The organism is Actinomadura geliboluensis (genome assembly GCF_043197915.1).
Taxonomy (GTDB): Bacteria; Actinomycetota; Actinomycetes; order Streptosporangiales; family Streptosporangiaceae; genus Spirillospora; species Spirillospora geliboluensis.
In genome coordinates, this window is sequence record NZ_JBICUA010000005.1 from 495,122 (window position 1) to 508,449 (window position 13,328).

General features: G+C 73.4%; 10 protein-coding genes. 7 read left to right on the forward strand and 3 right to left on the reverse strand.

What is annotated here, in order from left to right; all coding sequences use genetic code 11:
- The first annotated feature begins 29 nt into the window (after positions 1-29).
- The 4 genes from ACGFI1_RS19800 to ACGFI1_RS19815 all read left to right on the forward strand — a co-directional run bounded on the left by ACGFI1_RS19800 (position 30) and on the right by ACGFI1_RS19815 (position 5,888).
- Positions 30-320 (forward strand): hypothetical protein, encoded by a 291-nt coding sequence (locus tag ACGFI1_RS19800; RefSeq protein WP_392786900.1) that lies wholly within the window; start codon positions 30-32, stop codon positions 318-320.
- 322 nt (positions 321-642) lie between these two features.
- Positions 643-3,570 (forward strand): ATP-binding protein, encoded by a 2,928-nt coding sequence (locus ACGFI1_RS19805; protein WP_392786902.1) that lies wholly within the window; start codon positions 643-645, stop codon positions 3,568-3,570.
- 74 nt (positions 3,571-3,644) lie between these two features.
- Positions 3,645-5,510, forward strand: a complete 1,866-nt coding sequence (locus ACGFI1_RS19810) for a hypothetical protein (protein WP_392786905.1) — start codon at positions 3,645-3,647, stop codon at positions 5,508-5,510.
- An 18-nt stretch (positions 5,511-5,528) separates the two neighbouring features.
- Entirely contained in the window at positions 5,529-5,888 is a 360-nt protein-coding gene (locus ACGFI1_RS19815) for a DUF5955 family protein (RefSeq protein ID WP_387073647.1), read from the forward strand.
- A gap of 13 nt (positions 5,889-5,901) precedes the next feature.
- On the opposite strand, the gene ACGFI1_RS19820 is transcribed toward ACGFI1_RS19815, so the two are convergent.
- On the reverse strand, positions 5,902-6,855 hold the full coding sequence (locus ACGFI1_RS19820) for a hypothetical protein (protein WP_392786907.1): 954 nt from the start codon (positions 6,853-6,855) through the stop codon (positions 5,902-5,904).
- 111 nt (positions 6,856-6,966) lie between these two features.
- Positions 6,967-8,625 carry a hypothetical protein gene (locus tag ACGFI1_RS19825; protein WP_392786910.1) on the reverse strand — a complete coding sequence of 553 codons (1,659 nt, stop codon included), beginning with the start codon at positions 8,623-8,625 and terminating at the stop codon, positions 6,967-6,969.
- 367 nt (positions 8,626-8,992) lie between these two features.
- On the opposite strand from ACGFI1_RS19825, the gene ACGFI1_RS19830 reads away from it, so the two are divergent.
- The 3 genes from ACGFI1_RS19830 (at position 8,993) to ACGFI1_RS19840 (ending at position 12,441) form a co-directional block, all read left to right on the forward strand.
- Positions 8,993-10,243, forward strand: a complete 1,251-nt coding sequence (locus ACGFI1_RS19830; protein WP_138640869.1) for a MurT ligase domain-containing protein — start codon at positions 8,993-8,995, stop codon at positions 10,241-10,243.
- Positions 10,233-10,943, forward strand: a complete 711-nt coding sequence (locus tag ACGFI1_RS19835) for a type 1 glutamine amidotransferase (RefSeq protein ID WP_138640870.1) — start codon at positions 10,233-10,235, stop codon at positions 10,941-10,943. The genes ACGFI1_RS19830 and ACGFI1_RS19835 overlap by 11 nt, the downstream gene beginning before the upstream one ends.
- 79 nt (positions 10,944-11,022) lie before the next feature.
- Entirely contained in the window at positions 11,023-12,441 is a 1,419-nt protein-coding gene (locus tag ACGFI1_RS19840; RefSeq protein WP_392786912.1) for a fibronectin type III domain-containing protein, read from the forward strand.
- A gap of 16 nt (positions 12,442-12,457) precedes the next feature.
- Here the strand turns inward: ACGFI1_RS19840 and ACGFI1_RS19845 are convergent, their stop codons facing one another.
- Positions 12,458-13,297, reverse strand: coding sequence for an SAM-dependent methyltransferase (locus ACGFI1_RS19845; RefSeq protein WP_386870812.1), 840 nt, complete (start codon positions 13,295-13,297; stop codon positions 12,458-12,460).
- Positions 13,298-13,328: the final 31 nt, after the last annotated feature.

The window sequence follows — 13,328 nt, forward strand, 5'->3', positions numbered from 1 at the left end:
TTGCCACGGACGACTTCGAAGCTACGTTCATGCTGGGAAGGGATGATGAACCCGACTCGGTGGAGAATGTTGATGTGGAGGTCACGTTCTCGGATGGAACGCGGTGGGGGGCGACCTTCCTCACGGTTCGTGAGATAGAGCGGATCATGGATCGCTGGCGCATGAGCGGGGAGGGGCAGAACGGCACCGTTTTTCGCTGCCCTGACCTAGTGATAGTGCGTGACGGTGGCGTTCGTGCGATCACCGCGGTACTGGAGTCGGCGGTCAGTCAAGACGGGCGTTCCGATCTCCTCACCTATCTGGGCCCGCCGGAGGTCTGATCGGACGGCTGCTTCGGCAAGGCGGTCGGCGGGCGGCCGGGAACTCCACCAGATCGGTGCCGGATTCATGGCCTCCGCGCGCGGCCCGCGCGCTCAGCCGGCTCTTGGCCCTGTTCCTCGGAGGAATCGGCCGGCCCGGTCACTGATCGGGGTGTGAGGTTTTCGGGGGGCGTTGGCGTGGGGGGTGGGGGCGCGTCAGGATGCTGGGGTGACTTTGCCGCCTGGGATGCCGCCGATGCCGCCCTACCGAACGGGGAGCGGGGTTCCGCCGGGTGGGCCGCCGGCGGGGATGCGGGGCGGGCCGCCGGAGCATCAGCCGTTCGTGCTGCCGGGGCCCTGGTACCGGATCCAGGCGATTCCGGCGCCGCAGCGGGACGGGTCGGCGGAGTGGGACTTCGTGAGCGTGCTGCCCGCGGCGCTGTCGGCGGCGCGGCGGGGCAGGCCGTTCGTGGTGGGGTGGCTGTCGGCGGGGGCGGGCGCGCCCCTGGAGCTGATCACCAATGCGGGGCCGATCGGGACGCCGGTACCGGGTGTCGAGACGCACGGGCTGCTGTTCCCCAGCGGGGCGCGGGGGGTGCCCGTCGGGGACGGGTGGCTGCGGCAGGCGGAGCGGATGACGTGGACGCGGTGTCCGGGACGGCTCGCGCCGCAGGGGGCCGCGGGCGGGCCCGGGTTGTTCGAGGCGACGCTCGTGACGTTGATGGAGCGTCCGTTCGGGTGGTTCGTCGTCGCCGATCCGTGTGACGAGCGGATGATCGACGAGGAGATGCGGGAGCTGCATCACGAGCTGCGCATGCTCCGGAGGGGTGAGGACGAGCACGCGCGGCTGGCGGTGGCGCGGGCCGATCAGCGGCTCGCCGAGCTGGACGCGTTCCGCGAGGCCGGGTTGTGGCAGGTCAGGGTGGTGGCGGGGGCGGCGTCGCAGGACGAGCTGGGGCAGATCGCGCCCGTGCTGGTCGGGTCGATGGAGCTCGGGCACCATCCGTACCGGCTGAGGTCGGGGCAGGGGAGCGGGTCGTTCGCCGAGATGCTCAGCCCCGGGATGGGGCCCGTGCCGGTACGGCCGATGGCGGAGGCGGAGCAGCGGTTCCCGTTCGTCGCCACGGCGGGGGCGCTGGCGGCCTTGGCCGGGCTGCCGCGGCGGGAGGTCCCCGGGCTGCGGGTGCTGGAGGCCGGGTATTTCGACGTCACGTCGGAGACCGAGCCGCAGGGCGGGGAGCCGCAGATCGAGCTGGGCGCCATCCTGGACGGGCAGGACCGGGAGGTCGGACGGTTCGCCGTGCCCCGCTCGACCATCAACCGGCATGTTTTCGTGACGGGCGCCACGGGTGCCGGGAAGTCGCAGACCGTGCGGCATCTGCTGGAGCAGTTGACGCGGGCGGGCATTCCCTGGCTGGCGATCGAGCCGGCGAAGTCGGAGTACGCGGCGATGGCGGGGCGCATTCAGGATCTGGGCGGGCCGGTGACGGTGGTGAATCCGTCCGACCCGGATTCGGTGCCGTTGTCGGTGAATCCGCTCGCGCCGGAGCCGGGGTATCCGGTGCAGGCGCATATCGACATGGTGCGGGCGCTGTTCCAGGCCGCGTTCGACGCGGAGGAGCCGTTCCCGCAGATCATGGCGCAGGCGCTTCAGCGGGTGTACGAGAACAACGGGTGGGACGTGGTGACGGGCGCGGGTGTGCCCGGGTCGCTGATCGAGCCCGCGGTTCCGACGTTGGAGCAGTTGCAGAATGCGGCGCTCCAGGTCATCCAGGACGTCGGGTACGGGCGCGAGTTGATGGCCGATGTGCAGGGGTTCGTCGATGTGCGGCTGCGGTCGCTGCGCATCGGGTCCGCTGGGCGGTTCTTTGAAGGCGGGCACCCGGCCGATATCGGCGGGATGCTGCGCGACAACATCGTGCTCGCGATCGAGGACGTCGCGAACGACGAGGACAAGGCGTTCCTCATGGGGACGCTCATCATCCGCATCGTCGAGCATCTGCGGATGCGGGAGCGCAAGCGCGACAGGGCGACGGGGTCGGTGCTGCGGCACGTCATCGTCATCGAGGAGGCGCATCGGCTGCTTCGCAATCGGGGGCCCGAGCGCGGCAGTTCGCACGCGGTGGAGTTGTTCGCCGGGATGCTCGCCGAGATTCGGGCCTATGGCGAGGGCATCATCGTCGCCGAGCAGATTCCGACGAAGCTGGTTCCGGACGTCATCAAGAACACGGCGTTGAAGGTCGTCCACCGGCTGCCCGCGTTCGACGACCGGCATCAGGTCGGCGCGGCGATGAACCTGGACGGCGACCAGTCGCGTGAGGTGGTGTCGCTGCGTCCCGGGGTCGCGGCGGTGTTCGCGGACGGCATGGACCGTCCGCTGCGGGTCCGGGTGCCGCTGGGCGAGGGGCGCGAGGCGGAGCTGCCCGGTCCGCCGCCGCCCGTGGACGGACGGCGCTCCGCGGCCTGCGGCTGCGAATGCCGGTCGGGGCGTGCGTGCACGCTGTTCGAGTTGCGCGAGGCCGACCTCCTCGCCGGCGGGGCCGACTGGGCGTGGCTGCGGCTGTGGGCCGACACGCTCGTGCTGGCGCATGTGGTGAACCGGCCGCTGCCCGCCGTCCCGGCGGAGCTCGGGCGGTCGTGGTCGCGGCTGGCGCCCCGGCTCCGGGAGTGCGCGCTGGCGACGGTCCTCGAACGGGCCGTGACGCGGCGGTCGCGGTCGCTGCGGGCCGGCTACCCGCCGGCGGACCTCACCGCCGCCGCCGCGGACGTCGCCGGGCGGCTCCTCGGCGGCGCCGCGCCCGGTGGGGCGCCCGGCCCGCAGTGGATGATCCCGCAGGTCAAGTGGCTGCACGAGCTGGACCGCCTGTTCCCCTACGGCGGCGGCGCCCCCGACAAGCACGCCCTCGCGCCGCCGCTGGACTACCCGCTCGCCGGGCTCAAGCAGCCGCCGGACGCCAGGCTCGGCCACCGGCTGCGCGCCCTGCGCCGCCACCCGCTGTCGATGGAGCTGGCCCGCAACCGGCCGATCGCGCTCACGGCCCTGTACGGCGACGACGACCAGGCGGGCTTCTACCAGGACCTCTCCGTGGTCGCGATCGGCTTCGACGAGGACGAGCAGATCGACCACGTCGCCCGGACGATGGGCGTCACCGAGTGGCTCGAACCCGTGCTGAGCTGGTTCGAGCGTTTCGTGCACCCCTTCGAGGACCCCTCCGCCGGGCTCTCGTTCCTCGCCCCGGCCCGGGACGCGGAGGAGCCGCCCGAGTCGTGACCAAGTGTGGCCACCCGGCCACAACTGGGCGCTTTCTCACGTGTCAACGGCATGATCCGGATAATTTCGTCCGCATGACCGTGGAGCAGGCGACCCCCGGCGCCGCGCCGCCGTTCTACCACGCGCAGCCCGGCGCGGAGACGTCCCGGCAGCCGATGCAGAACACCACCCGGTATCTCTGCGCCGCCGTCTACCTGGACCGGCGGATCGGGGACCGCGTCATCGCCGAGTTCCTGGACGACGAGAACCGCGCCGTCGTCCCGTCCTACGGGTTCGACGTGGAGCCGGTGGTGCTGCACGCGCTCCGGGCGCGCCGCTACCGGCTCGTCCGCGACCTGGTCCTCTGCGGGATCTGGCTGGCCGCGCTCGTCTTCCTGCAACTCGTCGCGGTCGGGTACTTCTTCGTCCTGCTGGTGCTGGCCGGCCTGGCGGCGGTCCCGTGGCGGCGGCTCCCCTGGGGGTGGCGGCTGGCCGGGGCGTGGCTCGGTTCCGGGGTCGTCATGTGGGCGGTGTTCGGCGTCCTGTTCGTCCTCGCGGGCGAGCGGTGGGCCGAGGACTCCGGGTTCAGCTCCTACGAACGGGAGCAGACCAAGGGGCCGCTTGAGCTCCTCCAGACGGACCTGCTCGTGCCGAGCCTGATCATCCTCACCCTCGTGCTGGCTCTGACGATCATCGGGCATCTCGCGGCCGTCTACGGGGTGCTGGCGCGCGACCTCGCGCCCGGCTCCACCGCCGCGCCGCCGCGCACGTTCAGCGAGCGCGCGACCCGGGTGCTCGCCCGCGTCCGGTCCGCGCAGCGCGGCAACGTGACGCTGCACTCGGGGACGAACCCGTTCATCGGCGCCGGCGACCTCACCTCGCCGTGGGCGCGGGCCTGGTCGATCGTCCTCGAACTGGACCGGCCCGCGACCGGCCCCGTCGACCTCACGAAGGGCGCCAAGGGCGAGGACGGCGCTCCGCCCCGCGTCGATCCGATGACCATGCACCTGCGGGTCCGGGAGCGGCTGCACGCCATGCGGGACGAGCGGCCGCCCGGCCGCGCGGGAGACGCCGAGCCGCTGCCGCCGAACGAGCGGATCACCGCGCTGCTCACCGGCATGCACATCGCCGGACGCGGGGAGAGCGTGCGGCGCACCCGTCCGGCCGATCCGGCGAACGCGATCACGCTGCCGCCGCACCCGCTGATCGACCCGGCGAACGGCTGCCCGTTCTCGATGGCGACGCCGGAGGCCGCCGAGGCGCTCATCCGGCATCCGCAGTCGCACATCCGCTGCTTCCAGCGCGTCACCGTCGGCGCCCACGGGCAGGCGGTGCTCGGCCGGGACGGGCGGATCGTCGCCCCCGCCGAGGAGCAGGACATCTCCCTCACGGCCTTCGTGTACCTGGCCGTCGAGGGCCGGATGCTGTACGGGCACTTCGCGGCGACCGTGCTGCCGCCAGTCCGGCGCGAGTTCCGCGTCGTCGACCTGCTGCCCGCCTGGGGCACCGGGAGCCAGGTGCTGCGCGCCTTCGCCCGCGCGCGGCGCGGCATGCTGCGCGCGATGGTGCTGCCCGGCGTCCGGACGGTCGCGGCCTGCTGGGCGATGGCGCGCAGCCTGATCGTGGCGACGCTCGCGCAGACGTCGGCGCAGCGGCTGGTGCACGACTACGGCGCTCGGGTCAGCGTCCGGGAACTGTGCGCCGCCGACGCGTTCGACACCTACGTCCAGGAGATGGACGCCGACAAGTACACCCGGCTGATCGAGTGGCGCGTCAACGAGGCGCTGCTCGACTACCTGAGCGACGAGTGCGGCCTCGACGTGTCGGCCTACCGGGCGCAGGCCGGCGTGATCATGAACGAGGGCGTCATCATGACCGGCGGCACCGTCAACGGGCAGGTCGCCGCGGGCGGCCGCGTCGACCAGCGGCAGGGCGGCGGCGCCCGCCGCGGCAACCCCTGACCTTCCAGTGGAGGCGGCATGAGCGAGCACGGCGACCGGGGCATCAGGATCGGCGGCAACGCCAACGTGTCCGGGCAGGTCGCGTCGGGCGACAACGTCGCGCAGTACCAGCAGGCCGCACCGGCCGGGCGGGCGGCGGACGTCGCGGCCGCGCTCGACCGGCTCGACCGGCTGCTGGCGGCGCACGAGGCCGAACTCGCCGAGCCGGGACGGGCCCGCCGCGACCTCGCCGACGTCCGCGAGGAGGCCGGCTCCGGCGACCCCGACCCCGAGCGCATGGAGGGCGCCCTCGCCCGCCTCGGCCGCCGCGTCGCCGGGGTGGCGGTGCTCGCGGAGGCCGTCGGCGCGCTCGGCGCCGCCTTGGGCATGGGCGGCTGACGCCCCGGCGGGCCTAGATGTCGCTCTCGGTGCGGGCGGGCAGCCCGGCCTGCTCGGCGATCGGCGTCCAGTAGCCGATGAACGCGCTCTTGGCGCTGCTCGCCCGCTGGTTGACGTCCGCGACCTCGCCGTCGGACGGGCAGCCGGGCGCGACGTCGAGGTAGCGCTGGTTCGACTCGGTCGACGCCTCCAGCGCGCGGATCAGCGCGTCCTTCATCTGGGTGCCGTTCTGCATCGCGCCGACCTCCAGCTCGCGCGCCTTCTCCAGCTGGCCGCGCCGCTCTTCGAGGATGCGCTGCAGGCCGCTCGTCGTGCAGCCCTCCTCGACGACCGTGCCGAGCGAGGAACGGGTCGCGCCCATCGCCTCGAGCAGCTCGTTCACGGCGCCGGCCTGCGCGTCGAGGTCGCCGGTGTCGCCCGTCTCGGACACGACGCCCTGCGTCGGCGGCGACGACTCCTGCGGTGCGGACTCCTGCACCGCGGCCGGCGGACGCTCCGGACCGCTCGACCCGCTCGGCCAGAACACGATCGCGAGCGCCACTCCGAGGAGGACGACGGCGCCGGCCGCGCCCAGGAGGTACGGGAGCCTGCTCCGGCCCGGCGGCGGGGGCGGCTGCCAGATCGGCGGCTCCGCCCACGGCTCGGGGGACAGCTGGGTCGAGTGCTCGTCCGACGGCGGCATCGGGGTCGTGAAGTCGCCCGCGGGCTCCCACGGGGTGGGGCTCTGCCCGGCCCACGGCGGCGGCACCGGGTCGCGGGGGACGGGCACCTCGCCGAACGGGTCGCCGCCGGACGGCTGCCCGAACCCGCCGGGAGGCCGCCCGAACCCGCCGGGCGGCTGACCGAAGGGGTCGCGGGCCGTGGCGTCGCCGACCGTCGCGTCGTCGTCCGGCGGCAGGGGCGCGTTGCAGCGCATGCACGCCGGGGACGACGACGTGGTGTCGGTCCCGCAGTTCGGACACCGCATGACGGCTCCCTGCCCCCGTGAAAACGATCGGTCACAAGATAACGCGGGACCACCGGGCCGGGGCGGTTCGTCCCCGTTCGATACCCGGCCGTAACCGGCCGTCACCGATCGTTACACGCGCCTCCAGCTGCGTTGCGGCTGGCCCGTCTTCTTCGCCACCGGGTTCCACAGGACGACGAACTTCTTCTTCGCCGAGGTCGCGCGCCGCTCCTGCGCCGCCCGGCCGGGCACCTGCGCCGCGCTCGGCTTCGGCTTGCCGCGGCACTTGCTCTGGTTCGCCTGGGCCCACTTCAGCAGGACCAGGTCGACCTGGAGGGAGGCGTCCAGCGCCTCCGACAGCGAGCCGCGCAGCCGCTCCCCGTTCGCCAGCTTGTCGACCTGGAGGGCCTTGGTGCGGCCGAGCTGGTCCTGGCGGCGCTGCGCGACCTGCTGGAACCCCTGGATCGCCTGCGGCAGCGTCTTGCACTTGCCGGCCCGGCCGAGCGCCCCGGCGAGGACCCGCCGGGTGGCGACGCTGTCGTCCAGGATCTTGTTCAGCACCGCGGCCTGCTGCTTGGTCTCGGGCGGGATCGTGTTCTTCTGCGCGACCTGCTGGCTGGACGGCGTCGCGGTCGGCGACGTGCTGGCGGACGAGTCGTCACCGGACGGCCACACGACGAACACCACGGCCCCGGCCGCGACCGTGACGAGCGCGGCGACGGCGGCGATGAGCGGCTTGCTCGTCCCGCCGCCCTTCGAACCGCCCGGGTGCTGGGGCGGGTAGCCCCCGTACTCGGGACCGCCGGGCCCCATCCCGCCCATGGGGGCCATCCCGCCCATGGGAGCCATGCCGGGCTGCTGCCCCATGCCGGGCTGGCCCATCGCGCCCATCTGGCCCATGGCGGGCTGCCCCATCTGGCCCATCGGCGGGGCTCCCATGGGGGCGCCCATGGGAGCGCCGGGGTCCATCCGGGTCTGGTCGAAGTCCCCGCCTCCGAACCCGCCCTGGAAGCCGGGGTTCATGGGCGCGGGCTGCATCGGCCCGGGGGCGAGCTGCGTGGCATCCGGGTCCGGGAGGGCGGGCGGCTGCGCGGCGCCGGCCTGCCCGCCCCATACCTGGGTGGCGTCCGCGTCCGGCTCCTGCGGCTTGCGCGGCTGCGCGAACCATGAGTCCGGGACGATCGACTCGGTCGGCTCGGGCGCGTCGGCGAGGCCGAACGGGTTGGCACCCCCGGCGGCGGGCAGCGCCGGCCTCTCGTTCGCGGGCAGTGCGGGCTGCGCGGACTGCGCCCCGCCGCCCCAGGCGGGTGGCGGCGGAACGGTGCCGTAGGAGCCCGAGTCGTCCTCGTCCGGGTTGAACGTCCAGGCTGCGGTGTCCTCGGGGTCGGCGGGGTCGGCGGCGGGCGGGGCCGCGGCCCGCGGCGGCTCGGGGGCCGTCGCCTGCGGCGACCCGGCGTGCGGCAGACCGGCGTGCGGTGAGCCCGCCGGAGGAGTCGCGGCGTACGGCGAACCGGCCTGCGGCGTCGGGGACGGCGGCATCGCGCCCGGCGGGGCGGAGAAGTCCGGCAGTGCGGGCGGCTGCGGCTCCGGGGCCCAGGACGGCGTGGGCGGCGGCACCATCATCGTCCGGTCGCCGAGCCCGTCGGCGGCGCCGGCCCCGGGGGCCTGGTCCGCGACGGGCGCCGCGAGCGGGACCGCGGGCCCGACCGAGTACACGTCGATCGGCGCCGCGCAGTGCGAACACTTGCCGAGCGTCCCGGGCGTGTCATTGCCGCACGTCGGACACTGCATCGCTCAGACCTCGCATTATCGCCGCTTTGCCACGCTAGCGGTCCTGGCCCGCCGGCCGGGACGGGCACCGCCTCCCCGCGAAACCAGCAGGGCTCCCGACAAAAGTAGTGGGTGCCGCCGTTCTCGGATGCGTGGACGGAAATCTGGCACACCGCAGTCGGAGGTCGCACCGAATCACGACATGTCAGGTCTGGTCAACAATGCCCCGGTTGGTTTACACCGTCGCGTGTGATGATGCTCACATTGTGCACGCTCTCGCCGGGGGACGCCCGCGAACCCGCCGGTACGCCCCCAACGCGCCCGGACCGGTGCGTCCAGCGGCTAGGCTCGGAACGGTTTTCCGGCGCATCCAGAGAAGACGGAGTCCATGAGCGATCTTCCGCTGCGTTCGCAGCTGGCCGTCGCGCTCGGTCGTACGGCCGCCAAGATGTCCCGAATGGCGGGCCGCGGGGACGGCTCGGTGATCGGCGGACGGGTCGGCCTCCGCCTCGACCCCGAGCTGCTGACCAGGCTCGCGAAGGACCGCAAGCTCGTCCTCGTCAGCGCCACCAACGGCAAGACGACGACGACCCGGCTGATCACCTCGGCGATGACGCCGCTCGGGGAGGTCGCCACGAACGCGTTCGGCGCGAACATGCCGACGGGCCACGTGTCCGCGCTCGCGTCCGCGCCGTCCGCCCGCTACGGCGTGCTGGAGTGCGACGAGAAGTACGTCCCGATGGTCCTGAAGGAGACCGGGGCGAACCTCGTCGCGCTGATGAACCTGAGCCGCGACCAGATGGACCGGGCCGCCGAGATCTGGCTGCTGGCGGGCAAGTGGCGCCGCGCGCTGGAGGCGTCCCCGACCAGCCACGTCATCGCCAACTGCGACGACCCGCTCGTCACCTGGGGTGCGGCCACCGCCAAGAGCGTCACGTGGGTCGCCGCCGGCCAGCACTGGCGCGAGGACTCCTGGTGCTGCCCCGAGTGCGGCGGCCCCCTCGACCGGCAGGACACCGACGAGGACAGCGACTGGGCCTGCCGCCAGTGCCACTTCCGCCGCCCCCGCCCCGACTGGGCGCTGCGCGGCGACACCGTCACCGGACCCGACGGCCGGGCGTTCTCGCTCGCCGGGCTGTCGCTGCCGGGCCGCGCGAACCGCTCGAACGCGCTGATCGCGCTCGCGGTCGTCGCCCAGTTCGGCGTCCCGCCCGAGCAGGCCCTCCCGCTGCTGTCGCAGGTCACCTCCGTCGCCGGCCGGTACACGACGGTCGAGCACGAGGGCCGGTCGATCCGGCTGCTGCTGTCGAAGAACCCGGCGGGCTGGCTGGAGGCGTTCGACGTGCTGCAGCCCGCGCCCGGCCCGGTCGCCCTGTCGATCAACGCGCAGGGGCCGGACGGCCGCGACACGTCCTGGCTGTGGGACGTCGACTACCGCATCCTGCGCGGCCGCCCCGTGTGGGTCACCGGCGAGCGCCGCATCGACCTCGCCGCCCGGCTGGAGGCGGCCGACGTGACGTTCACCGTGGTGGACGACATCGACCAGGCGGTCATGGCGGTCCCGCCCGGGCACCTCGACGTGATCGCCAACTACACCGCCTTCCAGAGCATCCGAACGAGGTACGGCCGTGTCGTCTGACCGCATAAAGATCGTCTGGATCTACCCGGACCTGCTCAGCACCTACGGCGACCAGGGCAACACGATCGTCCTGGAGCGGCGCGCGGCGCTGCGCGGCATCCCGACGGAGACCGTGAGCCTGCGCTCGGACGAACCGGTCCCCGCCGACGGCGACATCTACCTGCTCGGCGGCGGCGAGGACCGCCCGCAGATCCTCGCGGCGCACCGGCTGCGCGGCGACGGCGGCCTCGCGCGCGCCGTCCAGTCCGGCGCGGTGGTCTTCGCCGTCTGCGCCGGCTACCAGCTGCTCGGCCACGAGTTCGGCGGCGAGGAGGGGCAGCCCGTGCCCGGTCTCGGCCTGCTCGACATCCGCTCCGGGCGCGGCGAGCAGCGCGCCGTCGGCGAGATCGTCGGGGACGTGGCGGCCGAGCTGAACGTCCCGCGCATCACCGGCTTCGAGAACCACCAGGGCGTCACGCACCTCGGCCCGAACGCGCAGCCGTTCGCGAAGGTCGTGCACGGCATCGGCAACGGCGACGGCTTCGAGGGCGCCTACAGCGGGCGCGTCCTCGGCACCTACATGCACGGGCCGGCGCTCGTCCGCAACCCGGGCCTCGCCGACCTGCTGCTGCGCTGGGCGGTCGGCCGCGAGCTGCAGCCGCTGGACGACTCCTGGGCGGGCCGCCTCCGCGAGGAGCGCCTGCGCGCCGTCGTCGGCTGACCCTGCCGAGAGCAGATCGGCCGGTTCCGGGCGGTTTTGGGTCTGGTTGGACGGCGGCCCCGGTGCCACCGTAGCGATCATGATCTGCTGCCGCCCGAGCCGCCGGGCCCTGCTCCGCTGGAGCGCCATCGCCGCGGGCGCGTCGCTGCTGCCCGGCACCGCGCGGGCGGACGGCGGCGCCGTCCGGCCGGTGAACCTCGAACTGGTCACCGTCACCGAGACGACGGCCGTCCTCACCTGGTACACCGGCGTCCCCGGAACCGACGACGGCTTGGGGCGCATGCGGCCCGCGCCGTCCGACGCGGAGGTGCTCTACGGGACGGACCCGTCCCGCCTGACGTCCGTCGCCCACGGCCCTTCAGGCACGCCCTACCACTATGTGGAACTGACCGGTCTCGAACCGGGACGCACGTACTACTACAAGGCGCGCTCGGCCGGGCAGGACGCGGCGCCGACCTGGCTGGCCTTCGGTACGGCGGCGGGCAGCCCGCAAGGCGAGGTGTTCGCGTTCACGACGCCGCAGCCGCCGCCCGGCCGCCACCTCTTCTCCATCGCCCTCTGCAACGACCTGCATCTGGGCGAGACGGTCGCGGGCCTCGTCGGACAGCTCCCGTGGATCAAGGGCATCGAGCAGGTGCCGGGCCATCCGCCCTATCCCGAGGTCATGGCGAAGGCCCTGATCGAGGACGCCCGGAGCCGGGGCGCGTCCTACCTCCTGGCCGCCGGGGACGTGTCCAGCGAAGCCGCCCCCGCCGACCTGCAGAGTGCCAAGAGCATCCTCGACACGTTCGGCACCCTCGGCGGCGACTACCTGGTGGCGCGCGGAAACCACGACCGCGCGCATTCGGGGGAGCCCTACGGCGCCTGCACGCCCGGTTCGTGGCAGGGGAACGACTGCTTCAAGGACGCGTTCTTCCCGTCGGGCCGGACGTTCTTCTCGCACGACCTGCGCGGCCTGCGCGTCATCGGCCTCGACACCTACGACAAGCCGGGTGACGGCGGCGACTCCGGCGGGCTCTCCGCCGACCAGCGGGCCTGGTTCGAGGCGGAGCTGGCGAAGGAGCCGGACCGGCCGACCCTCGTCTTCGGCCACCATCCGCTCTTCACCGAGAACGACCCGCTCGCCATCACCGGCGCCCATTCGCTGGACGCGGGACAGTCCCTGCGCATCCTGACGGCCTACAACCGCACTCCCGGCGTCTTCCTGCACCATGCCGGGCACACGCACCGCAACCAGCGCTCGACGTTCCCTCTCGCGCCACGGGTCGTCCAGCAGGAGGTGGGGGCGGTGAAGGAGTACCCGGGCGGTTTCACGCTGCTCCGCGTCCACACCGGCGGTTATGCGCTCAACTTCTACAAGACGCGCGGCGACGAGGCGCGGGCCTGGAGCGAACGCAGCCGCCAGGAGCTGTCCGGCCAGTGGCCACAGCTCTCCCTGGGGAACCGTCCGGCCGACCGCAACACCGTCGTCACGCGGGACTTCTCCGGCCTCGGCTAACCGGCCCTGGCCGCGGCTAGTCGACCTTGCGGGCGACGCCCGCGTAGCACCACTGGCGCTCGGCACCAGGCGGGACGGTCGCGCGCGGATCGGGGCGCCACAGCGACAGCGTGGTGAGGCCCGGCTCCACCAGGTCGAACCCCTCGAACAGCCGCATCACGTGGTCGCGGCTGCGCAGGGTGATCTGGTAGGTGGCCTTGTCGTACACCGCGCCCGCCTCCCGGACGCGGCTGTCGGCGTCGAAGTCGGCGGTCACGTGCGACACCGCGAGGTAGCTGCCGGGGGCCATGGCGGAGCGGAGCCGCGCCACGATGCCGGGCGGGTCGGCCTCGTCGCCGATGAAGTGCAGCACCGCCAGCATCAGCACCGCGACCGGCCGGTCGAAGTCGATGAGGTCGTTCAGCTCGCGGTCGGCCAGGATGTCGCCGGGGCGCCGGGCGTCGCCCTGGATGACGGTCACCTCCGGCGTGCCGGCCAGCAGCGCCCGCCCGTGCGCGAGGACGACCGGCTCGATGTCGACGTACACGACGCGCGCGTCCGGGGCGACCTGGTGCGCGATCTCGTGGACGTTGCCCTGCGTGGGCAGCCCGGAGCCGATGTCGATGAACTGCCGGATCCCGGACTCGGCCAGGAAGCGCACCGCGCGGCGCAGGAAGGCGCGGTTCTCCCGCGCGAGGAACGGGGTGTCCGGCGCGTGCCGGACGACCTCCTCCACGGCCTCCCGGTCGGCGGCGTAGTTGTCCTTGCCGCCGAGCAGGTAGTCGTACATCCGCGGGACGTTCGGCGTCGTCGGATCAACGGTGTCCAGTGTCTTCTCCCCCGTTCTGCCGGAGCCGGACGATTTTCTGCCCGGCATATCGCGAACTATGCACGAACATGTAAGCATT

Coding starts and splice junctions, on each gene's coding strand:
- ACGFI1_RS19800 (WP_392786900.1), top strand. CDS start 30: ATGCTGGGAAGGGATGATGAACCCGACTCGGTGGAGAATGTTGATGTG.
- ACGFI1_RS19815 (WP_387073647.1), top strand. CDS start 5,529: ATGAGCGAGCACGGCGACCGGGGCATCAGGATCGGCGGCAACGCCAAC.
- ACGFI1_RS19830 (WP_138640869.1), top strand. CDS start 8,993: ATGAGCGATCTTCCGCTGCGTTCGCAGCTGGCCGTCGCGCTCGGTCGT.
- ACGFI1_RS19845 (WP_386870812.1), bottom strand. CDS start 13,297: ATGCCGGGCAGAAAATCGTCCGGCTCCGGCAGAACGGGGGAGAAGACA.
- ACGFI1_RS19820 (WP_392786907.1), bottom strand. CDS start 6,855: ATGCGGTGTCCGAACTGCGGGACCGACACCACGTCGTCGTCCCCGGCG.
- ACGFI1_RS19810 (WP_392786905.1), top strand. CDS start 3,645: ATGACCGTGGAGCAGGCGACCCCCGGCGCCGCGCCGCCGTTCTACCAC.
- ACGFI1_RS19825 (WP_392786910.1), bottom strand. CDS start 8,625: ATGCAGTGTCCGACGTGCGGCAATGACACGCCCGGGACGCTCGGCAAG.
- ACGFI1_RS19840 (WP_392786912.1), top strand. CDS start 11,023: ATGATCTGCTGCCGCCCGAGCCGCCGGGCCCTGCTCCGCTGGAGCGCC.